Annotated in this window: 27 protein-coding genes, 1 tRNA gene and 1 riboswitch; of the genes, 14 read left to right on the top strand and 14 right to left on the bottom strand. The window is 66.9% G+C overall.

Annotation, left to right across the window (positions count from 1 at the left end; translation table 11 throughout):
• The first annotated feature begins 6 nt into the window (after positions 1-6).
• From CBM2588_RS13080 to CBM2588_RS13130, 12 genes are all read left to right on the top strand, one after another.
• Entirely contained in the window at positions 7-282 is a 276-nt protein-coding gene (locus tag CBM2588_RS13080) for a hypothetical protein (RefSeq protein WP_115680858.1), read from the top strand.
• Positions 279-548 (top strand): DNA ligase LigA-related protein, encoded by a 270-nt coding sequence (locus tag CBM2588_RS13085; protein WP_062801432.1) that lies wholly within the window; start codon positions 279-281, stop codon positions 546-548. Before CBM2588_RS13080 ends, CBM2588_RS13085 begins: the two co-directional genes overlap by 4 nt.
• 1,175 nt (positions 549-1,723) lie before the next feature.
• Positions 1,724-1,933, top strand: coding sequence for a hypothetical protein (locus tag CBM2588_RS13090; RefSeq protein ID WP_115680859.1), 210 nt, complete (start codon positions 1,724-1,726; stop codon positions 1,931-1,933).
• Positions 1,923-2,120 carry a hypothetical protein gene (locus tag CBM2588_RS13095; protein ID WP_115680860.1) on the top strand — a complete coding sequence of 66 codons (198 nt, stop codon included), beginning with the start codon at positions 1,923-1,925 and terminating at the stop codon, positions 2,118-2,120. Before CBM2588_RS13090 ends, CBM2588_RS13095 begins: the two co-directional genes overlap by 11 nt.
• 399 nt (positions 2,121-2,519) lie before the next feature.
• Positions 2,520-2,951, top strand: coding sequence for an antirestriction protein ArdA (locus tag CBM2588_RS13100; RefSeq protein WP_115680861.1), 432 nt, complete (start codon positions 2,520-2,522; stop codon positions 2,949-2,951).
• 167 nt (positions 2,952-3,118) lie between these two features.
• Positions 3,119-3,340: a hypothetical protein gene (locus tag CBM2588_RS13105; protein WP_147298409.1), complete on the top strand. Its 222-nt coding sequence runs from the start codon at positions 3,119-3,121 to the stop codon at positions 3,338-3,340.
• On the top strand, positions 3,337-3,459 hold the full coding sequence (locus CBM2588_RS31355; RefSeq protein ID WP_269462413.1) for a hypothetical protein: 123 nt from the start codon (positions 3,337-3,339) through the stop codon (positions 3,457-3,459). Before CBM2588_RS13105 ends, CBM2588_RS31355 begins: the two co-directional genes overlap by 4 nt.
• Positions 3,460-3,576: 117 nt before the next feature.
• A complete protein-coding gene (locus CBM2588_RS13110) occupies positions 3,577-3,753 on the top strand; it encodes a hypothetical protein (protein ID WP_172583589.1) in 177 nt (58 codons plus the stop codon).
• Between the two features lies 1 nt (position 3,754).
• A complete protein-coding gene (locus CBM2588_RS13115) occupies positions 3,755-4,000 on the top strand; it encodes a hypothetical protein (RefSeq protein ID WP_147298410.1) in 246 nt (81 codons plus the stop codon).
• A gap of 814 nt (positions 4,001-4,814) precedes the next feature.
• Positions 4,815-5,192, top strand: coding sequence for a helix-turn-helix domain-containing protein (locus tag CBM2588_RS13120; protein ID WP_062801437.1), 378 nt, complete (start codon positions 4,815-4,817; stop codon positions 5,190-5,192).
• Positions 5,182-5,433, top strand: a complete 252-nt coding sequence (locus CBM2588_RS13125) for a hypothetical protein (protein WP_062801438.1) — start codon at positions 5,182-5,184, stop codon at positions 5,431-5,433. Before CBM2588_RS13120 ends, CBM2588_RS13125 begins: the two co-directional genes overlap by 11 nt.
• The gene (locus tag CBM2588_RS13130) at positions 5,411-6,619 is read left to right on the top strand and encodes a tyrosine-type recombinase/integrase (RefSeq protein ID WP_172583590.1); all 1,209 of its coding nucleotides are present in this window, start codon (positions 5,411-5,413) and stop codon (positions 6,617-6,619) included. The genes CBM2588_RS13125 and CBM2588_RS13130 overlap by 23 nt, the downstream gene beginning before the upstream one ends.
• A 307-nt stretch (positions 6,620-6,926) precedes the next feature.
• Here CBM2588_RS13130 and CBM2588_RS13135 read toward each other — a convergent pair.
• From CBM2588_RS13135 to ybgC, 10 genes are all read right to left on the bottom strand, one after another.
• Positions 6,927-7,002: transfer RNA gene (locus CBM2588_RS13135), tRNA-Lys, on the bottom strand.
• A 68-nt stretch (positions 7,003-7,070) separates the two neighbouring features.
• Positions 7,071-8,186 carry a YeeE/YedE family protein gene (locus CBM2588_RS13140; RefSeq protein ID WP_115680865.1) on the bottom strand — a complete coding sequence of 372 codons (1,116 nt, stop codon included), beginning with the start codon at positions 8,184-8,186 and terminating at the stop codon, positions 7,071-7,073.
• 30 nt (positions 8,187-8,216) lie between these two features.
• Positions 8,217-8,900 (bottom strand): 7-cyano-7-deazaguanine synthase QueC, encoded by a 684-nt coding sequence (gene queC / locus CBM2588_RS13145; RefSeq protein WP_012353550.1) that lies wholly within the window; start codon positions 8,898-8,900, stop codon positions 8,217-8,219.
• A 116-nt stretch (positions 8,901-9,016) separates the two neighbouring features.
• Positions 9,017-9,775 carry a tol-pal system protein YbgF gene (gene ybgF / locus CBM2588_RS13150; protein ID WP_115680866.1) on the bottom strand — a complete coding sequence of 253 codons (759 nt, stop codon included), beginning with the start codon at positions 9,773-9,775 and terminating at the stop codon, positions 9,017-9,019.
• Positions 9,776-9,793: 18 nt separating this feature from the next.
• Positions 9,794-10,303: a peptidoglycan-associated lipoprotein Pal gene (gene pal / locus CBM2588_RS13155; protein ID WP_115680867.1), complete on the bottom strand. Its 510-nt coding sequence runs from the start codon at positions 10,301-10,303 to the stop codon at positions 9,794-9,796.
• A 15-nt stretch (positions 10,304-10,318) separates the two neighbouring features.
• Entirely contained in the window at positions 10,319-11,692 is a 1,374-nt protein-coding gene (gene tolB / locus CBM2588_RS13160) for a Tol-Pal system beta propeller repeat protein TolB (protein ID WP_115680868.1), read from the bottom strand.
• A 216-nt stretch (positions 11,693-11,908) separates the two neighbouring features.
• Positions 11,909-12,973, bottom strand: a complete 1,065-nt coding sequence (gene tolA / locus CBM2588_RS13165; RefSeq protein ID WP_115680869.1) for a cell envelope integrity protein TolA — start codon at positions 12,971-12,973, stop codon at positions 11,909-11,911.
• Positions 12,974-13,009: 36 nt separating this feature from the next.
• Positions 13,010-13,453 carry a protein TolR gene (gene tolR / locus CBM2588_RS13170; RefSeq protein WP_111519458.1) on the bottom strand — a complete coding sequence of 148 codons (444 nt, stop codon included), beginning with the start codon at positions 13,451-13,453 and terminating at the stop codon, positions 13,010-13,012.
• Between the two features lie 60 nt (positions 13,454-13,513).
• Positions 13,514-14,197: a protein TolQ gene (gene tolQ / locus CBM2588_RS13175; protein WP_012353556.1), complete on the bottom strand. Its 684-nt coding sequence runs from the start codon at positions 14,195-14,197 to the stop codon at positions 13,514-13,516.
• The gene (gene ybgC, locus CBM2588_RS13180; protein ID WP_111519457.1) at positions 14,194-14,598 is read right to left on the bottom strand and encodes a tol-pal system-associated acyl-CoA thioesterase; all 405 of its coding nucleotides are present in this window, start codon (positions 14,596-14,598) and stop codon (positions 14,194-14,196) included. The genes tolQ and ybgC overlap by 4 nt, the downstream gene beginning before the upstream one ends.
• Before the next feature lie 165 nt (positions 14,599-14,763).
• Positions 14,764-14,889, top strand: a riboswitch (ZMP/ZTP riboswitch).
• A gap of 121 nt (positions 14,890-15,010) precedes the next feature.
• On the opposite strand from ybgC, the gene glyA reads away from it, so the two are divergent.
• The gene (gene glyA / locus CBM2588_RS13185) at positions 15,011-16,258 is read left to right on the top strand and encodes a serine hydroxymethyltransferase (RefSeq protein WP_115680870.1); all 1,248 of its coding nucleotides are present in this window, start codon (positions 15,011-15,013) and stop codon (positions 16,256-16,258) included.
• Positions 16,259-16,413: 155 nt separating this feature from the next.
• A complete protein-coding gene (gene nrdR / locus CBM2588_RS13190; protein ID WP_012353559.1) occupies positions 16,414-16,878 on the top strand; it encodes a transcriptional regulator NrdR in 465 nt (154 codons plus the stop codon).
• 15 nt (positions 16,879-16,893) lie between these two features.
• On the opposite strand, the gene CBM2588_RS13195 is transcribed toward nrdR, so the two are convergent.
• From CBM2588_RS13195 to CBM2588_RS13210, 4 genes are read right to left on the bottom strand one after another with little or no spacing between them, the layout of a single operon-like run.
• Entirely contained in the window at positions 16,894-17,352 is a 459-nt protein-coding gene (locus tag CBM2588_RS13195; protein WP_115680871.1) for a type IV pilin protein, read from the bottom strand.
• Positions 17,353-17,357: 5 nt separating this feature from the next.
• Complete coding sequence (locus CBM2588_RS13200; protein WP_115680872.1) at positions 17,358-20,744, bottom strand: pilus assembly protein; 3,387 nt, start codon at positions 20,742-20,744, stop codon at positions 17,358-17,360.
• Positions 20,744-21,331, bottom strand: coding sequence for a pilus assembly PilX family protein (locus CBM2588_RS13205; RefSeq protein WP_115680873.1), 588 nt, complete (start codon positions 21,329-21,331; stop codon positions 20,744-20,746). The genes CBM2588_RS13200 and CBM2588_RS13205 overlap by 1 nt, the downstream gene beginning before the upstream one ends.
• Entirely contained in the window at positions 21,328-22,053 is a 726-nt protein-coding gene (locus tag CBM2588_RS13210; RefSeq protein ID WP_231942140.1) for a PilW family protein, read from the bottom strand. The genes CBM2588_RS13205 and CBM2588_RS13210 overlap by 4 nt, the downstream gene beginning before the upstream one ends.
• Between the last annotated feature and the right edge of the window lie 25 nt (positions 22,054-22,078).

Genomic DNA, 22,078 nt, shown 5'->3' on the forward strand with positions numbered 1-22,078 from the left:
GTCACTATGAAGTCGCTGCTGGTTACCGCCGCTGTCCTGGTTCTCGCCGGATGCGGCACTCAGACTCAATGGGTCAACACGAAGATGGAGAAGCCAGGCCACTGGCGCTCGGACCTCCAGGCGTGCCGTGAGGTCGCCTCCCACGAGGCCGGTCCGATGGACACCCGCAACGGGTACACCATCGACCAGATTCGCCTCCAGCACGCCGCCAAGCTCTCCGGCTACATCCAGGACTGCATGGAGGACCGGGGCTGGGAGCGTCAGGCCGTCCAGAAGTCGTGACGATCCCTGACACCCCGAACGGGCGGCTGGTCACCTACCTGATGTCCAGCTACCTGTACTACGTCGAGGACGTCCACGTCCTGAGCGACTGCGACTTCGACTACCTGTGCAACCGGCTGGTCCAGGAGTGGGAGCAGATCGACCATCCCCACAAGGTCCTGGTGAGTCTTGAGGACCTCCGGGCCGGCACCGGCTACGCCATCAAGTACCCCACGATTGTCGCTGGCGCAGCCCGGCGCTGGTATCGAGAGTCCACGAAGCGCTAGGAAGGCCCAGGAGCGCTTGGAGGCGCGGGGAGTCACCGAGACACCCTGCCGCCGGTAGGGGCCGTCCTGGAGCGTCTCGTGAGGCCCCAGGGGCCATGGCGAATTCCCCAGAAAATTTTGGGCGCAGTAGCGCGTAGTGACTTGCGTGGCCGCGCGAACGCGAATCCCCCCTGCCGCCCCCAGGCCCCCTTGGCCGGATCGAGGGGCGCATCGGCCACGCCTAGCCGTACCGTGGGACCTCGGGCGTCCCCACGACGGCCCGTGAGCGTCGGCAATTCCCTTGCGAATCAATGGCTTGCACCCTGCGGCCAGCGGATACATGGGACTCACGCCGCATCCGATGGGCTCCAGGACGGCGCGGGACGGCAGGCAGCACCAGGACAGAGGTTTGGCGAGAGCGCGAACGCGTGCACTTGCTTGCCTCTGTTTCCTGTTTTGGGCGGTCCTGGGCCGTCCTGGAGCGTCTCCGGCGTCCGGGGGCATCGCAGGCGGTCCTATGCGTCCTGGGCCGTCCTGCCCTCTTATAGGCTCGCTACGGCCTGCGGCCTCCGCTCGCGCTGGTGCGATGCGCATGGATCGCGGGGCCGTCCTGGTGACGTCTGGTGACGTCGGGGAGAGGGCGGGGAAGGTCGGGGAGAGGCACCCTCAGAGTAAATCAGTACATGGTAGTACCGCTGGGCCGGTCTATGAGATAGAGAGGCCCTGCCCGTCTTTAAGACGTCTCTAAGACCGTCCCTAAGCCGTAGATGGGGGATGGATGGGGGAGTATCCACTCCCTCCGCTAGAGACCCTCTCTATGTTCCGCTCGACTCGCCATGACTTGCCTGTGACCGTCTGAGGTATGCCGCACGGCATCGCCCGGCAAGTCATGGCTCATCGCGCGGCCTGAGAATACCCCTACAAAGCAATCAACTTCTAAGCGATTCGCTTTACATGGCCGGCGCCCGCCTCTACTATGAAGGCTCATCAACAAACAACGTACTAAACACACCATGTTCAACGCCTGGATAGCTGCACTCTTCGGTAGCCGCCACTCTGGCTACATCTCGTGGGAGGGGACCATGCACCGCGCCCGCTTCCGTCACGGGCGTCTGGTGGACGCGGACGCCGCCACGGCGAACGCTTACGGCCTCATGGCCGCTCACTTCGATCAAATCGGCTTCTGAGGACTCACCATGAACCGCAAAGACTTCCGCAAGGCTCGGGTAGCCGTGAATCGGGGCGTGTTCGGGCTCGCAGACGATGAGGTGCCGGGCTACTCCGCAGCACTCCGCCTGCAAGGGCAGCGCTTCGACGTCCTGCAACTGCGCACGGGCGGTTTCACCACGGACGCGCGTAGCCGTATCAAGGTCTATCCGATGCTCGGGGCTCGCCATGGGCGCTAAGAACACCAACCCTGCCGAATGGCCGCTCTTCGCCGCGACGCGCCAGGACGGCACCAAGACCGTGTATAGCTCGCCGGACTTCTCCAGCGCCGTGCGTTACTGCCCTGCGGCCGTGCGCGTGGTGAACCTGGAGACGGGCGAAGAGTGGGAGAAGGATAACCCCACGATTCAGTCGGGTTCTAAGTGAAGCGTTTGACTTACTGTGATGCGCTTGGCACTATGTGAACTCCTAAGCAACTCACTTCACCGCAGCAACGAAACACCATGACACACCAAACGAAACCCAAGCGCCGCAAGGCCCCGAAGCGCCGCACAGCAGAGTCCCTTGTCCGATTCTGCCGCCGCACTCCTACCGCACCTCTTGAGGCCCTGACCCTGGCAGACGTCGCAGACGTTATCGCCCTGCCAGTGCGAGGTGTCGAATGACGGCCCCGCGTAGGAGAAGAGCCTGGACCCTGGTTGTCTACGGTCACAGATAGCGCGTTTTGCCCATTTCGCAGTGCTCCAGTTCTAGCCGCTCTCACGGGGCGGCTACGGCGGGCGCATTGACCCGGACAGACGACCACAACAGACACAAGGACACACCATGACTACCGAAATCACCCATGCCGACATCCTGGACCTGCGCGACATCACCGACCGCGTAGAGGACCTGGAGAGCCAGAAGGAAGACGCAGAACTCGCGGAGGACTCCAGCGCCGCCATGCGCGAGTGGGACGCATCCGAAGAGGCGCACGAACTGTCGCAACTGCTGGCCCTGCTGGACGAACTGCGTGGATACGGCGGCAATCACCAGTGGCGCGGCGACTGGTACCCGGACATCCTCATCGCAGAGGACCACTTCCAGGACTACGCACAGGAACTTGCGGAGGACTGCGGGATGGTCACGAAGGGCGCTCAGTGGCCGAACAACTGCATTGATTGGGAACAGGCCGCCCGCGAGCTCAAGATGGATTACACGTACGTCCGCGTGACCCTGGGCCATAACGGGCAGGAAGGCGATTACTACTACCGCTGAGGTAGCGCGTTTCGCCCATTCCACAGTGCTCCAGTTACAGGCCCTGCGGGGCCTCTAGCGGGCGCATTGACCCGGAACAGTCCGCACCCTGAGTGCGTCAGTGCGAGCCCCTTGCGAGGGGGTTCCTGCGGGCGCATTTGAGCGGGCTACATGACAAGGGACTCACCATGACACGAACAGTTGACCGCATCCGCGCGGATCACGAAGCGAACCAGGACGCGCAGCGCGTTATCGACGTCACGCCGACCTGGAGCGCCGTCCTGCCGTATCTGCTGGTCGGTATCGAATCCGGGAACGCCGAGGGCAAGCGCATCGCCCGCGAAGAACTTGCGCGGATGGCACGGGCGGCGGACCTCTACAACGCATCGCGTAAGGGGGACGCGCAATGACCATCATCTACCGCACCGAACAGGCGTTTTATGACGGCGTGGCAGCCCTGGTGGCCCGTGGTCTGACATTCCGCGCCGACTTCGAAGGCATGACCGTGACGCTCCTGGGGGGCTACTGATGACCCGCCAGCGCCGCACCCTGCCCCGGCGCGTCCCTGAGATCGTTTGGACGTGCTGCGCCTTCGTGGTCTTCACCCTGCCCGCGTTCGCGGACTTCCTGAACCGGGGGTGACGCCATGGCGATCAAGTTCCTACCGCGCGACCTGGAGTGCATGGCCCTGGGGTTCATGACGCCGGGCGCGGACTCTCTCAACGCCGCCGAGCATCTACAGGACGCGCTTAAACGCGCTTGGGGATGGGACGTGACCCTCGCCTTTGCGCGGGACGTCATCGAGTTCCTAGAGGGGCGATGACATGCCGAGCAAACCAAGGCCGGTACGCGTGGCCCTCAACGTGCAAGGCGAGGACAACGCGCAGGCAATCTTTGACGTCCTGGCCGCGCAGGACCGTAAGGTCGGCATGGGCCGCAAGCGGGCTACGTGGTGGTTCGTCGCGTTCAATCTGCGGCCCGGTGAAACGCCGGGCGAGATGCTCGCGCACATCCGCTCCCTGTTCCCTCGCGCCCGCATCGGGCTCCAGGACGTCTTTATCTCCCGCTGAGACTTCACCAGACGCCCCAGGATCGCATAACGCGGTCCGGGGCTCACTGCCCTACACACCATGACAATGAACGCACAGCAGCGCCTCTGGGGCCTGCCCGTCAATCCGCAGTTTTACAGTGATCCCCCGCACGTCTGCATAGTGCGCGGGCATTGGGTCTGCGTGGGCCGCGAGACCATCCGTACAGGCGGTACGGCGCGGCAAGCGTACGCGCTTGGGTCGGGGAGGTCCGCCGCCGTCTGACTGCGCCCTTCGGGGGCATGGAGAACGCCCCGCACGGCATGCTGGCTACCCTGCCGCGCTACAGGCCCCGAGGCGCGACCCGGCGCGGCCCGTCGTCCCCACGTTTCGAGTAGTGCGCTTCCCTGGCCTCCCGGCGACGTTCGAGTCACCTACTTGAGCGCCGCCTTCTGAGCCTTAGGGGTCGCCATTACAGCCCAGATAAAGCCGTACAGCGTATCACGCAGGGGTGGGGTATCGCCCCATTCTTGAGCGACGTAAAGTCCCCATTCCGAATGTGCCGCACCCGTTTGGGGCACGCCGGAAGAGGGGTCAAAACCGATACGAGATTCCCCGAGTCTTTGCCGAGTAAATCAGTACATGGCAAGGGCCGAGAGGAATCCTTAAGACTGTCTTATAGACGTCCTATAGAACCATAGGAGGTCTATAAGAGAGCCTTGCGCGAGTAGCTGTTGCAGATAATGCGATGGCAGCTATGAAGTGAGTGACTCTGTTGTATTCCGCCCGATAGAATCCGCTCCTGAAGTTTGTAGCTGTCCTCCTGAGTTACAATTTGAGTTCTTTGGAGATCACCATGACTGTCAAGCTGGATTCGAGTAACGCCGTGCTACGCGGCCGATTCGGAGCGTGGATCAAGGAGCGCCGCGAGGCCCTGGGGTACACACAATTAGAAATGTCGTCCAAGGTCAATTATGCGTACGCCGCCATGGTGTCGCAGATTGAGCGAGGCGCCAGCGCACTGCCTCCGCACGACCTTCGCCTCTGGGCGGAAGTCCTGGAGGTGAAACCTGACGAGTTTGCAATGACGTACTTGTACTACTGCCAACCGTTCATTTATCAATGTTTGACGGGAAAAGACCCTTATGTTGCCGAACGCCTCCCCAAAGCCCCAAAAACAGTCATGTCAGCGCCCGGTCGCCCGAGCGTGCGCCGTGCACGGGATGCTCACTGACGTTAGCTGGTGCAAAGTGGGGCCGCTGTACGTGGAGCACGACGCGGCATTCTTCAACGTAGAGCTCGCGGACTCGGAGCTCCTGGTGTCGGCCATGCCGGACGGCTACATCACGGTCTCGGACGTCTTCGGCGCGAACGCGCTGCGGTGGAATGCTGACCGCACGGGCGTCCACATGGAGGTCTACGAGATGGTCAAGCAATTGTCGGGAGGGAGCCATGAGCATCTACAAACGGCCTGATGGGGCCGGATACTGGTACGAGTTCGTCCTGAAGGGCAAGAGGTTCCGGGGGGCAACCGGGACTGACAACCCGTCGGAGGCTCGCCAGATCGAAGCGCAAAAGCGCTTGGAGGCCGCAGAGGCCATGCGCCGCGACGCGCTAGGGGTGAAGCGTTTGACCCTGTACGTTGTCGCCCAGATGTGGCTCACTGAGACCCAGAAGGTTCTGAGCGACACGCGCAACAACGCCAGCCGCGTCCGCAAGCTCTTCGGGACCGAATTGGTCTGGACGAAGATCAAGGGCCATCCCGACGGCGGCGAGTGGACCCCACGGGAGAACGCGCGGTACGGCCTGAGCAAGACCATGATGGTCGATGAGCTCACCCAGGCCGACCTTCTGAGCCTTAAACGGGAGCGTTTGACTGAGGGCAACTCGCCTTCCACGATCAACCGTGAGATGGCGCTGGTCCAGTCGCTCCTGGGATTCGCGGAGGCCATGGGAGTCTCCATGCCGGCGCGGGCGATCATCTGGGACGCCAAGCGGAACCGGGCGGCCAGCGCCAAGATGCCAAAGACGCCCCCGAAGACCCGCTGGCTCACCCTGGCCGAGGAAGAGAAGCTGCTGGGCTACATGCGCGAGCGCGTGAGGCCCGAGGACGTCGCCTGGATCGACGCGCTGGAGCTCAGCACCCTGCTGCTGGACACCGGGGCGCGGTACTCGGAGATCGCCGGGATGCGGTGGGACCAGGTGAGCCTGGAGGGGGACGTGATGATCGACCTCCAGCGGAGCAAGACTCGGAACAGGTCCTGGCTGAAGGTCACGAAGCGTGCTGCGGCGATCCTGAGGCGGCGCAAGCCGGCCACGCCGGGCACCTACGTCTTCCCGGCCCAGGTAGCGGTCGCTCGGGGCACCATGGCCTACTCTCGTGAGGACGAGCCGCGCGGCCACGCCACGAAGAAGATTCAGCAGGCTATCGAAGAGTGCGGGCTGAACGAGAACGCGGCCCAGGTCGGTCGGGTGACGCCCCATACCTTCCGGGACACCTACGCGAGCCGGCTGGCCCAGGCGGGCATCTCCCTGGCGGAGATCGCCAACATCCTGGGGCATAGCTCGACGCAGATGACTGAGAAGTACGCCCATCTGTGCCCTGACCGGGCGGGCGAGAAGGCGGCGGATGTCCTGGACCGGCTGATGCACGCCGAGTAAATCCGTACAGGGTGACGGCCCTATGCCGGACTCATGGGAACCGGGCGGCTGGAAGCCGCAACCCGGAGATACCGAGGGCGGCTAAGGCGGGGATCGGAGTAAATCAGTACAGGGTGACGACCCTATGCGGACGGCGCGAACCGGGCAAAGCTCCCGGAGGGCGGACGACCCGATCCGAAGTCATAGGTTTTGTTTGTCATGGTGATTGGTGGGGCCGCCTGTATGGGGTCCCACGTTTTTAACCACGATGAAGGACCCCACGGTAAGTAACTCACTTCAATACTTACCCTGGAGCCCTTGAAGAATCTGGTGGGTCGTGCGTGACTCGAACACGCGACCAACGGATTAAAAGTCCGCTGCTCTACCGACTGAGCTAACGACCCGAAAAAACAGAACCGCGATTATAGTGATGCGATTCTCGATGTGTCAAGGGCATGGCTCGCCAGCGCGCTTACACCATGCGTTCGAGGCGCCACATCTGGTAGCGGAACGCCAGCACTGCGCCAAGCAGTATGCCGGCCAGCGCAATGAACGAGCCCAGCGCCAGCGTCGAAACGCCCGACAGCCCCTGCCCCACCGTGCAGCCCAGCGCCGTGACCCCGCCCGCGCCCATCAGGATGCCGCCGACCATGTGATTGGCGACGTCCTCGGCATTGCCGAAGCCTTCCCAGCGGAAGGTGCGCGTGGCCAGCGCATACGCTGCCGCGCCAGCGATCACGCCGAACACGCTGACGATGCCGATGGTCAGCACCTTGCTCTTGTCGCTGAACATCATCAGCCAGTCGAGCGTGTAGGCATACGGCGCGACGAAGCTCAGGCTTTCCATGCGGCCGCTGTTGGTCGAGACGAACAGTTCTTCCAGCGTATTGGGGTCTTCGGCGACGTAGCCCATGTGACCCGACACATACCACATCGCCACGATGATCAGGCCCACGCCGATGCCGCCCAGCAGGTTGTCGAAGGTGCGGAAACCGCGCCCGGCCAGCGCCCACGCCGCCAGCACGCCGCCCAGCGCCAGGCCCAGCCCCAGTTGCAGCACGGAACGCGCCGCGCCGGTGCCCTGCGCCAGCACCGACGGCAGGTCCTGCGTGGTCGGCAGCGCCAGCGCCACCGCGTCGACGGTATTGACGCGCACCACGCCGAACAGGCCGCGCAGCGTCATGTAGGCCGACAGCCCCAGGAACACGAACACCACCAGCGACTTCAGGTTGCCCGCGCCGATGCGCACCAGCGTCTTGCTGCCGCAGCCGGACGCCAGCACCATGCCGAAGCCGAACATCAGCCCGCCGGCCAGCGCCGACAGCCACGCCAGCTTGCTCGCGGCATAGATGGTCTTGGTCGGGTCGATGGCGCCGTTCCAGGCCAGCACGCCGGTGCCGATCATGGCCACGCCGATCGCCAGCACCCACATGCGCATGCGACTCCAGTCGCCCATGTTGACGATGTCCGAGACCGCCCCCATGGTGCAGAAGTGGGTGCGCTGCAGCACCGCGCCGAACAGGAAGGTCAGGACAAAGGTGCTCAGCAGCACCGAGCGCGACAGCGCGGCAAGATCGATTTCAGGCATGGGGCGGGAACGGCGGACTCAGGCTCAGGATCAGGCGGCGGCCTGGTAGCGGGTCGGGTCGGGCACGCCGGCGGCCTCGAAGCCGGCGCGGCGGATGCGGCAGGAGTCGCACACGCCGCAGGCGCGGCCGTCGTCGTCGGCCTGGTAGCACGACACCGTCAGGCTGTAGTCGACGCCCAGCGCGATGCCGGCGCGGATGATCTCGCCCTTGGTCATGTCGATGATGGGCGCATGCACGCGGAAGCGGTCGCCCTCGACGCCGGCCTTGGTGGCCAGGTTGGCCAGGGTCTCGTAGGCCGCGACGTATTCCGGGCGGCAGTCCGGGTAGCCCGAATAGTCGACCGCGTTGGCGCCGAAGAACAGGTCGCGCCCGCCCACCGCCTCGGCCCAGCCGAGCGCCAGCGACAGCATGATGGTGTTGCGCGCCGGCACATAGGTGACCGGGATGCCGCCGCTGGCGCCGTCGGTGGGGACCTCGAGCGCGTCGTCGGTCAGCGCCGAGCCGCCGAAGCGGCGCAGGTCGAGGTCGACGATCTCGTGGCGCACGGCGCCCAGCGCCGCGGCCACGCGCTTGGCGGCCTCCAGCTCCGAGGAATGGCGCTGGCCATAGCGCATCGACAGCGCATAGGTCTCGAAGCCCTGGGCGCGGGCCATGGCAAGTACGGTGGCGGAGTCGAGTCCGCCGGACAGCAGGACGATGGCGCGTTGGGTCATGGTGCGGTTCGCGCCGGGGCGGCGCGCAAGAACATTCAGGCGAATCGCATATTCTAGCGCGACAAACGCAAAAGGCCCGCCGAAGCGGGCCTTGCGGTGGCGGGCGGCGCCGGCGCTTACTTGAGCGTCTTGAGCCGGTTGCTCGCCGCCTGCGCGCCCTCGGTGCCGGGATACTTCGCCACCACCTGCTCCAGCGTCTTGCGCGCAGCCGCCTTCTGGCCGGACTCGAGCTGGTTGTTGGCGATGGCGATCATCGCGTCCGGCACCTTGGGGTGGGTCGGGTTGGCGTTGACCATGTTCTGCAGCACGAAGGTGGAACCCTTGTAGTCGCGCTGCGCGTACAGCGAGTTGCCGAGCCAGTACTGTGCCAGCGGCAGGTACGGGCTCTGCGGGTACTTCTTCGCGAACGCCGAGAACGAATTCCCCGCGCTCTTGAAGTCGCCCGCCTGGAACTGCTTGAGCGCGGCATCGTATTCGGGCTTTTCGCCCGGCTGCGCGACCCCTTCGCGGCCTTCGACCGTGACCTGCTGCGGCTCGAATTTCTTCAGGCGCGCATCCAGGTCGGCGTAGTAGTCCTTCTGCTGCTTCTGCAGCGTGTCCACCGTGTTCTGCAGGACTTCGTTCTGGCCGCGCAGCCGCGCCACTTCCTGGCGCAGGCCTTCGAGCTGGTTCTGCATGTCGAGCAGGGTGCGGCTGTTCTGCTCGATGCGCTGCGTCGCGGTCGCCTGGAAACCGTTGAACTGGTCGCGCAGGCTGATGACGGCCTTGCGGGCCTCGTCATCGTCGAACACTCCGGCATGCGCCTGCGACAGCGGCAGCATGCCGCCGCCGGCCACGGCGGCGAGCCACAACAAGGTGGAAACGCGTGCTTTCATGGAGGGTCAGTCCGCAGATCAGTAGTTGATGTCCGCGCGGCGGTTTTCCGCCCACGAGGCTTCATCGTGGCCGGTGGCCTTGGGCTTTTCCTTGCCCAGGCTCACGGCTTCCATCTGGCTGTCAGGCACGCCCATCGAGGCCAGCGAGCGGCGCACGGCTTCGGCGCGCTTCTGGCCCAGCGCGAGGTTGTACTCGCTGGTGCCGCGTTCGTCGGTGTTGCCCTGGATCAGGATCTTGCGGCCCTGGTTGGTGCCCAGGTACTTGGCGTGCGCGCCCAGCATGCCCTGGTAGTCGGCCTTGACGGTGTAGCTGTCGAAGTCGAAGTAGACGCTGCGCTTGGCCAGCGGGCTGTTCGGATCGTTCAGCGGATCGGCGGCGGTCACCGGGGTGACGGCGCGCGGATCGGCACCCGTGCCGCCGGCACCGGCGCCGGCATTGGCGGTGTCGTCCAGCTTGACGCCGGAGCTGCAGGCGCCAAGGGCCAGCAGTGCGGCAACGGCAAGGGTTTTGGTCATCAGTTGGGCCATGGTGGTTGACTCCTGTTATTGCATGAAAGGACCCCAGGACGGCTCGCGAACATCGCCGGACTGGAGGGACAGAACCTGCCGGGTACGCCCGTCAGTGGACACCGCCGCCAGCACCGCACGACCGCCCACGCGGGTGGCATAGAGGATGTACTTGCCGTTGGCGGCGAAGCTGGGCGCCTCGTCGTTGGCCGTATCGGTCAGCGACGTCACGTCGCCGTTGGTCAGGTCCTGCAACTGCAGCTTGAAGCCGCCCCCGCGCGAGATATACGCCAGGTACTTGCCATCCGGCGAAATGCGCGGGCTCACGTTGTAGCTGCCCTTGAAGGTGACGCGTTGCGCCGCGCCGCCCTCCTCGCCGGAGGCGGGCATGCGGTAGACCTGCGGCGCACCGCCGCGGTCGCTGGTGAAATAGATGCTCTTGCCGTCGGGCGAGTACTGCGGCTCGGTGTCGATGGCGCTGCTGCGCGACAGGCGGCGGATGCCCGAGCCGTCTGCGTTGACCTGGTAGACCTGGGTATTGCCGTCGCGCGACAGCGCCAGCGCCAGGTGGCGGCCGTCCGGCGACCACGACGGCGCGCTGTTGTTGCCCTTCTGGTTCGACACCAGCGTGCGCTTGCCGCTGGCCAGGTCGTGCACGTAGACCACCGGCTTCTTGGCCTCGAACGAGACGTAGGCCACGCGCGCGCCGTCCGGCGACCACGACGGCGAGATGATCGGCTCGTTGCTGGTCAGCGCCACCTGCGCGTTCTGCCCGTCCGAATCGGAGATCAGCAGCTGGTAGCGGCCGCCCACCTTCGACACGTAGGACAGGCGCGTGGCAAACACGCCGCGCTCGCCCAGCAGCTTTTCATAGATGTAGTCGGCGATCTTGTGCGCGGTCACGCGCAGCTGCGACTGGTTCACGGTGAAGGCCAGCCCGCCCAGGCTCTGTCCCTTGACGGTGTCGTACAGGCGGAAGCGCACTTCGTACTTGCCGCCCGCGGCCGGGGTCACGCTGCCGGCGACGAAGGCATCGGCGCCGCGCGCCTTCCAGCTGCCCAGGTCGACATTGGCGGACTCGGCCACGGTGGCGCCGCCGGGGTCGACGTTGCGGAAACGGCCGCTGCGGGCCAGGTCCGAACGGATGATCGCGGTCAGGTTCTGCGGGGCCTGGGCCTCGCCCTGGAAGTTGGCGGTGGCCACCGGGAACTGGCTGCTGCCGACCCCGGAGATCTCAACATTGAGCTGCGCGTGCGCGGCGCCGGCGGCCATGGTCATGGCTGCGGCCAGCCACGCCATCAGCGCGCGCCGGCCCGCCAGCGGCGCCGGCCGCCCGGGGACTCGGGATGCGGGGGGATTTGCGTTGTGCCGCCTCGCGGACAGCCAGTTGGGGGCCCAAAGCTTTCGCATGCTGCTCCTCAGTCGATTTCAAGTTTCGTCGGGCACCGTCGGGCACGCCGGGCAATCGTCAACACGGGCAAATGCGGCATTGCAGCGCGTGGCGCATGCCCCGTCCGTGTGCATACCGCACCGTCGGCTGCGTCGGGCAACCTGTCATGCTAGCGCTGGGACCGGAACCCGGCGATGAAGGTTGCATTATGTTGCAAATCATGCCGTGCCGGTCACTCAGTCCTTCGGCCGGAAGGTAATGGTGAAGCTGGCCGGCGCCTTGCCGTTCTCATCGCGCGGCAGCGGATCGGAACGCTCCACCGCGCGCAGCACGGCATTGTCCCAGCCGGAGTTGCCGCTGGACTTGGACAGCCGCGCCGACAGCAGCGAACCGTCCGGCGCCAGCTGCACCGAAACCACCGCGGTCGGGTTGCCCGGCACGTCTTCGGTAAAGACGATGTTCGGCTTGACGCGGCGGCGCACGCGGTCGGCATAGCCGGGCGAAGCCTTGCCGCCACCGCCGGCACCGGCGCCGGCCGCGTTGCCGACTCCGCCGCCACCCGCGCCGGAGCCGCCGGCCAGCGCCTGCAGGCGCGCCAGCTCGCTCTTGCGCTGGGCGTTGGCGGCGGCTTCGCGCTTGGCCTTGGCGTCGGCATCCGCCTTGGCCTTGGCGTCGGCCTGCGCCTTCGCCTTGGCGTCGGCCTGGGCCTTGGCCTTGGCATCGGCCTGCGCCTTGGCCTTGGCCTCGGCGGCTTCCTTGCGCTCGCGCTCGGCCAGTTCCTTGCGTTCCTGCTCCTGCTGCGCGGCCTTCTTCTTCGCGTCGTCCTTGCGCTGCGCTTCCTTGCGCTCGGCCTCGCGCCGCTCGGCTTCCTTGCGGTCGGCCTCCTTGCGCAGCGCTTCCTTGCGCGCCTCTTCCTTGCGCTCAGCCTCCTTGCGGGCGGCTTCCTTGCGCTCGGCTTCTTCGCGCGCGGCCGCCTCGGCGCGGCGCTTCTTCTGCTCCAGCGCGATATCGGCGTCGTCCTCGACCTTGCTCTTCACCTGGGGCGGCGGCGGCGCCGGACGCGGCTGCACCACCGGCTCGGGCTCTGGCTGCGGCTGCGGCCGTGGCGGCGGGGGCGCGGTGGCGGCGGGGATTTCCTCCCACAGCTCGGCCTCGGCCCCGACCGGGGTGCTGCTCTGCCAGCTCACGCCGTAGTACAGCACCACGGCCAGCAGCAGGTGCATGAGCAGCGCGAGCAGGAAGGAACGCAGGGTTCCCCGCTCCTTGACCGGCTGGTAGGGATAGGCGGCGGCGGTCGTCATCAAGCGCAACGGCAATCGGATAGGTGCTTCAATACGTCAGGAGGTCTTGGACTTGACCATCAGGCCCACGCGCTTGACGCCGTCGGCTTTCAGGACCGACATCACGTCCAGCACCGCCTCGTACTTGACCGCGCGGTCGGCGGCGATCACCACCGGCTGGTCCGGGTTCTCGTTCTGGCGCTGGTGGACGAAGTCCAGCAGGCCCTGCTTGTCGAGCTTGCGTTCGAAGGCGTTGCCGGCGGTGTCCTTGCCGCGCGCGGTGAGCTGGCCGTCTTCATGCACGGTGACGACGATCGGGGGCGCCTTCTGCTGCGGCGTGGCATTGGCCACGGTGGGCAGGTCGACGGTGGCCGGGCTGACGATCGGCGCGGCCACCATGAAGATGACCAGCAGCACGAGCATGACGTCGATATACGGCACGACGTTGATCTCGGCGCTGGCCCGGCGGCGCGAGCCGCCGCGGCGCTGAATGGCTGCCATTGCAGGACTCCTGGAAACGCCGGCCCGGGCTCGCGCCCGGACCGTTGATAGGGAATACGGTTAGCGGGTCTGGCGCTGCAGGATGTTCAGGAACTCTTCCATGAAGCTCTCGAAGCGGATCGCCAGGCGATCGATTTCGGTGGCATAGCGGTTGTAGGCGATCACCGCGGGGATGGCCGCGAACAGGCCGATCGCGGTCGCCACCAGCGCTTCGGCGATGCCGGGCGCCACCGACGCAAGCGTCGCCTGCTGCACATTGGACAAGCCACGGAACGCGTTCATGATCCCCCACACCGTGCCGAACAGGCCGATATACGGGCTCACCGAACCGACCGACGCCAGGAACGGCAAATGCGATTCCAGCACGTCCATCTCGCGCTGGTAGGCCGCGCGCATGGCGCGGCGGGCGGCGTCGAGCAGCGCGCCGGCCTCGTTGCCGCGCTCGCGCGCCTTCAGGAACTCGCCCATGCCGGATTCGAAGATCCGTTCCAGCGCACCGGTGTTGTGGCGGTTGTTGACGGCGCTGTTATAGAGCGCCTGCAGGTCGCCGCCGGCCCAGAAGTCGCGCTCGAAGCCTTCGGTCTGGGTGCGCGCCGAACGCACCGCCAGGTGCTTGCGGAAGATATAGGTCCACGAAAACAGCGACATGACGAGCAACAGCGCCATGACGGCCTGTGCCAGCACGCTGGCGTGGAGCACCAGCGTTACGATCGACATGTCTTGCGTGACGGTCACGGGATTCATCGTGCTGACTTGATGGTGGCTAGAACGGGGTCGGGGATCGGGGCGGGGCGGAAAGTGCTTTTGTCGACGCAGCCAACGCGGATCGCGCCGGTCGCGAGCATCAGTTCGCCACGCCAGGCTTCCTGGGTGAACTGCACCGAAGCCGGACCGACCCGGTCGATGCGCGTGCGGATCTCAAGCTGGTCGTCCAGCCGGGCGGGCGCATTGTAGTCCACCGCCGTGCTGCGGACGATGAAGACCACGCCCGCCTGGTCGGCGAGCGCCTGCTGCTCGATGCCGAGCGAGCGCAGCCACTCGGTGCGGGCGCGCTCGAAGAACTTGAGGTAGTTGGCGTAGAACACTACGCCGCCTGCATCGGTGTCTTCCCAGTACACCCGCAGGGTCCAGACAAAGTTTGGCATGGCCGCGATTGTAACGGAGAGCGATACCCGTTTCGTGTAAACCCGCAGGACGACTTTGCAACAGCAAGTTGCTGGCCAGGGCGGCGCCAGCCCTTGCCAGCGCTTGTCTGGCGGGTCCACGGCTTGCGGCGGGCGGCCGCCTCGCGCTACACTGCGCGCAACCATTCCATCTTGCGCGACTGGCGAAGTCAGTGGGCACTACCACGAGGAAGCGCAAGTTCTCTGGCGTGAAGTTTCCAAACGCCATGGCGTTGACGCGAGTCATGCCTGCCGCTCGCCTGGGCAGCGAATGGGAAGCAGGGTGCGCCCTGCGCCGACGGCCAAGCCGCCGGTGCCGGTCGCCGCTAGCCTTCCCCGCGCGCCCTACCCCCGATGCCTGCATCGGATTCCCTTTTTTCAGACGAGTTTCGCCATGTTCGAACGCAGCCGTTTTACGATCGACCAGATCGACCCCGAGGTCTTTGCCGCCATCCAGCAGGAAAACCAGCGCCAGGAAGACCACATCGAGCTGATCGCTTCCGAGAACTACACCTCGCCCGCGGTGATGGCCGCGCAGGGTTCGCAGCTGACCAACAAGTACGCCGAGGGCTATCCCGGCAAGCGCTACTACGGCGGTTGCGAGTACGTCGACATCGTCGAGCAGCTGGCCATTGACCGCGTCAAGCAGCTCTTCGGCGCCGAAGCCGCCAACGTGCAGCCCAACTCGGGCTCGCAGGCCAACCAGGGCGTGTACTTCGCCGTGCTCAAGCCGGGCGACACCATCATGGGCATGAGCCTGGCCGAAGGCGGCCACCTGACCCACGGCATGGCGCTGAACATGAGCGGCAAGTGGTTCAACGTGGTCAGCTACGGCCTCAACGCCCAGGAAGACATCGACTACGACGCGCTGGAAAAGCTGGCGCAAGAGAAGAAGCCCAAGCTGATCATCGCCGGCGCCTCGGCCTTCGCGCTGCGCATCGACTTCGAGCGTATCTCCAAGGTGGCCAAGTCGATTGGTGCCTACTTCATGGTCGACATGGCCCACTACGCCGGCCTGATCGCCGCGGGCGTCTACCCGAACCCGGTGCCGCACGCCGACTTCGTCACCACCACCACCCACAAGAGCCTGCGCGGCCCGCGCGGCGGCGTGATCCTGATGAAGGCCGAGCACGAGAAGGCGATCAACTCGTCGATCTTCCCGGGCATCCAGGGTGGTCCGCTGATGCACGTGATCGCCGGCAAGGCGGTGGCGTTCAAGGAAGCGCTGACGCCGGAGTTCAAGGAATACCAGCAGCAGGTGGTGAAGAACGCCGCGGTGCTGGCCGAGACCCTGATCGCGCGCGGCCTGCGCATCGTCTCGGGCCGCACCGAAAGCCACGTGATGCTGGTCGACCTGCGCGCCAAGAACATCACCGGCAAGGAAGCCGAGCGCATCCTGGGCGAGGCGCACCTGACCGTGAACAAGAACGCGATTCCGAATGACCCGGAAAAGCCGTTCGTCACCTCCGGCATCCGCGTCGGCTCGCCGGCCATGACCACGCGCGGCTTCAAGGAAGAAGAAGCCCGCATCGTCGGCAACCTGATCGCCGACGTGCTGGACAACCCGCACGACGCCGCCAACATCGCCGCGGTGCGCGAGCAGGTGTCGGCGCTGACCAAGCGTTTCCCGGTCTACGGCTGACGCGACCAGGCCGCCCGCGCGCACGCGCACGGGCGGCCGGCAGCTCCGCGGTCCGTGCCACCCCCGGCGCGGGCCGCGGGCCTCGCCAACCCGCCCCGCCGCCGCAGAACGACAACACGGACAAGGCGATGGGGTTCAACTGAAGGTGGTCCGGCATGAAATGCCCCTTTTGCGGTCATTCCAATACCCAGGTTCTCGACACCCGCATGTCGGAAGACGGCGATGCCGTGCGCCGGCGCCGCCGCTGCGAAGCCTGCGACCGCCGCTTCACCACCTATGAGCGGATCGAGCTGTTCTTCCCCGCCATCGTCAAGAAAAACGGCTCGCGCGTGGACTACGCCCGCGCCAAGCTGAAGGATTCGATGCGCCTGGCGTTGCGCAAGCGCCCGGTCTCGGCCGAAGCCATCGACGAAGCCATCACCCGGATCGAAGAAAAGCTGCTGGCGCTGGGCGAGAAGGAAATCCCCAGCAGCCAGGTCGGCGAGCTGGTGATGCGCGAGCTGCGCAAGCTCGACAAGATCGCCTATATCCGCTTTGCCTCGGTCTACCGCAGCTTTGAGGACGTGTCCGAATTCTCGGACGTGCTGGCCGAAGTCACCGCCGGCAGCGGCAAGCGCTGACGCCCGCGTTTTCCGCTACCAGCACTGCGCCGACGCCACGCCGGCGCGCATCCCCGTGTTCCCCTGCAGCCCAAGGTGGTTGAGGGTATAGCTGCCGCAGTCGTCCCCCGCCTGCGGGCCGACCGGCGCCGCGGTCGCGGTATAGCTGGTGGCCGGATTGCCCGCCACCACCGTCAGCTGGTAGTAGGCCTGTCCGCCCGACTGGACCGCCACAGGGAACGCGTCGCCGGCATATCCCAGCGCGGCAGGCGTGCCGCCATAGACGTTCTGCGTGCTGAACAGCCGCTCCTGGCGCGCCGCGAGATCCAGCAAGGCGGTCTTGGCGTCGGTGCGGCGCGACTTGCGCACGTGTTCGGTGTAGGACGGGTAGGCGATCGCGGCCAGGATCGCGGCGATCGCCACCGCGATCATCAGTTCGATCAGCGTGAAGCCGGCGGCGGCACGCCGCGGCGATGGGGATGCGGACAGCTTCATGGTCGTCAGCGCAGGCGTATCCAGTTGAGGCGGGCGCCGGCGCCATTGGCGCCGGGGTTGATCTGGGTGATGGCGCCGCTGCCGCCCACGGTCTGCTGCACCAGGTAGGGCCGCTTCTTCGCCGTCACCAGCGACGGCGTGCCGGTGCCGCTCAGGCCGATGCCGCTGACGATGCCGTTGTTCAGCAACGGGAAGGTGCTGCTGTTGGTGCTGCTGAAGAACGACTGCGCGGCCGCGCCGCCCGAGCCCATCGACACGCCCATGGTAAAGCCCGACGGCACCTCGGCATTGCACGACAGCGCCTGCGACAGCGCCGAACTGGGCGGGATGGTGGTGTTGACGATCACCATGCCGTAGGCGATCACCGGGTTGTAGATCACCTGCTCGCGCGTGGCCGACGGCAGCGGCAGTTGCCAGCCGTACTTGTTGTTGCCGCTGGCGCAGGCGTTCGAGCCCTGCCAGCACACCTTGCCGGCGCTGACCGTGCGCACCGTGACCGTGCTGCCGGCCGCGCGCCCTTCGGCGGTAATCGACTGCTGCGTCAGGTTGGCGCCGGACAGCGGCCGCGTGGCGCTGGCCAGCGAGGCATAGCGGGCCTGTGCCCCGGCCACCGCGTTCCATCCCGCCATGTCCCAGTCCCACACGCCATACAGTCCCTGCCCGCCCGGCTCGAACACCGCTTCGCTGCCCTGGGTCTGCTCCAGCCGGCGGCCGGTGCCGAACGCCACCACCACGCGCGGCATCGCCGCCGCGCCGGTTCCGGTGCCGGGCACCGAGCCCACCGCCACCCTGGTGGAGATCGGCTTGCCGCCGGTCTGCATCAGCGGGCGGCTGCCGGCGCGCCAGTGGTCCGGATTGTCCGAGGTCAGGTCGAAGCGCCACAGGTTGCCGAACACGTCGCCAGCGTAGACGTAGTCGGTGATGTGGTCGCCGTCGAGGTCGGCCGGCGTGACATAGGCAATGCCGTTGCGGCTGCTGGCGCCGGCCGGGTCCTGCTGCGGCCCGTAGCCGGTGCCGAGATAGCGGAAGCTGCGCGCGCCGTCGGCCGGGTCGACCAGCATGATGAACAGCCCGGCCGAGCCGCTCTTGCTGCCCAGGCCGTTGCCGAACAGCACCGCCCACTGGCCGTTGTGCAGGCGGCGGATCACGGGCGTGCCATAGGTGTTGCCGAGGTTGTCGCCGCACGCGCTATCGCCGGTGCACTGCAGCGTGTTGGTCCACTCGCCGATCACCGTGGCGCCGGCCGCCGCCGGGGTATCGCTGAAGCGCTCCGGATCGGTCACGTCGAGCGCGTAGAGCGCGCCGCCGGTCGCGGCCGCGGTCTTGCTGGCGAGCGGGCCGCCGCGGTTCGCGCCCGGCCCCAGGCCGCCGACCAGCCAGGTATGCCAGGCCCCGGCGTAGTAGAGGTCGCCGGTGCCGGGGGTGGCATCGACAAACAGGTTGTGCACGTATTGCGGCGAACTGTAGGCGAGCGCCGCATTCGACGACTGGATGGTGTCGAGCACCGCGCCGGGCATGTACGCCAGCACCTCGCGCCCGTCGTTGGGCTTGCTGGCGTCGTTGCCGACGAATGCTCCCGCGGCGTTGTAATAGCCGGAACGGAAGCCGTGCAGCAGCCCGTCGTTAGCGCCGACATAGACCACGTTGAGCCGCTGAGCCCTGGCTTGCCGGAAGGCGTCGTAGCTGCCGGCGGGCTCTGGCGGGCTGGCGCGCTTGTACAAGGCATCGGTCCACGGCCCGCTGTACGGCGATGACGGTGCGCCGACCCAGGCCGGGCTGGAATCGATGATGTCGCCCAGCACGCCGGTGCGCTTGCGGAACTGCCCGGCGCCGGCCGCGGTCAGCTCCTTGCTGCGGTCCCCGCGCAGGTAGTCGAGGCGATCGCCGCCCGGCGCGGCATCGCCCGCGCTCAGCTTCGCCTTGTGCGCGTCGGGCAGGTTGGCGTCCCAGCGCAGCGGGATGCCGCTGCTGCCGCTCCAGGTCAGGATCCTGCGGCTGTCCGGCGCCTGCGCCACCACCGCGGTGCCGGTCGCCGCGCAGTGGCCGCCGGTCAGCGTGCAATGCGCGTTCCAGTTGGCCACGGTGGCGATCGACACCGAATCGGTGGCGGGATCGTACAGCAGGTTCTGCGCGCTCAACTCGCCCCACCAGTTGGTCGGATGGTAGTAGGCCAGGTACACCTGCGAGCCGGCCTCGACCCGCGCCGACTGCTGCACGTTGGTGCCGGCCGAGCTGCTCGACTGGCCCACCGGCTCGGCCTTGAAGCAGGTGATCTCGTGCACGTTGCTGCCGCTGCCGGTGCCCGCGGCGAAGCCGAAGCGCAGCGACGCCGGCACCGGTCCGTTGGCCTGCGTGATGTCCTGGTCGGTGATCACCGGCGTGGCCGCGCCGCCGTTGTAGCTGTAGGACATGCTCAGCAGCCCGTTCTGCGTCAGCTTGAGCGAATAGACGATGGGGATGCCTTTGGCGCGCGTCGGCCGCGACACCGCCTGCTGGTTGGCGATCTTGTCGGGCAGGTCGCTGATGCCGAGCATGCGGTAGTTGTAGGCCAGCCGCCGCCCTCTGACGTCGCCCCCGTCCTTGCCGCTGCTCCAGTCCTGCACATAGCCGCGCGCACAGGTGTTCTGCACCGCCTGCGCGCGCTTGCTGGCGCTCAGGCTGTCGGGGTAATAGGCCGGATAGGCGGCGCGCAGGCCGGCCCAGTTGGTATCGCCCGAGCCGCGCACGCTGATGCGGTTGGCCTGGAACGCCGGCCCCGAGTCGGTGTTGTCGGCCTTGTTCGAGAAGTTGCCGAACTCGTCGATGCCGATGCCGATATAGCCTCCCGCCACGCCGTCGTACGCGCCATTGACGTTCGAGCAGCTGTAGCCCAGGCTGCCGCCCAGCCCGCCCACGGTCGGGCTCTTGCTGCCGTCGGCGAGGTAGAAGCTGATGCCGTCGGCGCCGGTGCCGCGCAGGTTGTCGCCGCCGTAGGTGACGGTGGAAAACGTGACCTGCAGCCCTTCCTGCATGCCGAAGGTGAAGCGGGACACTACCGCGCCGGTCTGGTTGTCGCCGTTGGCGCCCTCGGCCGTATCGCCGTTGGTCAGCCGCAGCGCGCCGTAGCCCGTTGCGTCCGGCACGCTGCCGCTGGCGCCCCCGACCAGCTTCGAGTTGCGGTCCCGGTAGTAGGTGAAGCTCGACGTGGCGCAGCCCGGAATCGAGCCGGTGCCGTTGCCTGCGGTCAGGCACGCGCCATTCAGCGCCACCCAGTCGTAGGAGGACGCAGGCCCGTTCAGGTTGTCCTGGATCACCAGCGCATGCGCCGGCCCAGCCAGCAACACGTTGGCGGCGGCGCTGACGGTGGCACTAACGGCGGCGGCAATGCCAGCAAGGCGTGGAGGTTGGCTCATCACTCTTTCCCGAGGTCCTTGGTGCCCGCGCCAAGCTGGTAGGTGCTCTGCACCACCGCGGCGGTGCCGTCGCTGCCGCCGTAGCCGGCGCCGGTCACGCGGAACAGCATCGACAGGCCATCCGGCGACAGGCCCAGATAGTGGATGTAGAGGCTGGGCGCGCGCGCATAGTTGATGTCGGTGCCGTTCAGGCCCCCGGGGCTGCCGGCCGTCGCAAGGCGCATCGACGGCGGCAGGTAATCGGCCCGCGCCGGCGTCCACGGCAGGCTGGCCGGGTCCGCCAGCGCGTTGGCGCAGACCTGCAGGTTGGCCGGGTCGTTGGCGTCGATCACGCTGTTGCAGGCCGCGCCGGCGGAGCCGTTGCCCTGCCCCAGCCACCACTCGCCGTACTGCAGCGCGCCCTGCGCGGCCTCGAACGCGCGCTGCTTCTCGCGGGTGTTGCCGGCGATCTTCTCCTGCAGGCCGAAGCCGCGGAACATCGTCACCGACAGCAGCGACAGGATCAGCAGGAACAGCAGGCCGATGATCAGGACATAGCCGCGCGGCGCGGCCCCGGCGCGCAAGCGGTCTGGCTGGGCGCGTGTCATGGGCGGTTCATCAGGCTGATGGTCTGGGTCCAGCCGAGCGTGGCCGGCTGGCCGGGCTGCCCTGCAAAGGGATTGGCAAAGGTCAGCGTCACGCGCGCGCTGCGCACCTGGCCCCACAGTGCGCCGGCGCTGACCGCGCTGGCGCTCAGGTAGGTGTCGACGTTGCCGCCGTTGCCGGTGTCGGTGCCGTAGCGCACCCGCAGCGCGGTGATGCCGCCGGCCAGCGGCACCGGCGCGCCGCCGTTGACCGCGCAGGTCAGCTCGTTGGCGGCATTGACCGCAAAGGTGTTGAGGTAGGCGACATTGGCGCCCGAGGTATTGGCCGCCCCCTGGCAGTTCATGATGCCGTCGCCGCTGGCGGTGACAAAGCGCGCCGTCAGCGTATCGCTGGCGCCGTCGGCACCGGACTGCCCGACGATGGCCTGCCCCGCGACGAAATCGCCGAAGGCGTTGCCCGCCAGCGCCGGCAGCGCGTCCGCCGCAACCTGGTTCAGCGGATCGGGAAAATACCCGGCCGATTGCACCGTATTGGTCAGCATCGTCATCACCAGGCGCTCGCTGTCCTGCAGCGCGGCCAGCCGCTCCTGGTCGCGCACGGTGCCGCGCAGGTTGAGGAACACCGTCATCAGCGCCGCCAGCATGAACAGCGCGATCACCATGGCCACCAGCACCTCGACCAGCGAGACACCGGCCTGCGCGCATCGATACCTGCGGCGATGCATGCTGCGCGACATTGGGCGCGTAACT

The organism is Cupriavidus taiwanensis (assembly GCF_900250075.1).
In the GTDB taxonomy this organism is placed as follows: domain Bacteria; phylum Pseudomonadota; class Gammaproteobacteria; order Burkholderiales; family Burkholderiaceae; genus Cupriavidus; species Cupriavidus taiwanensis_C.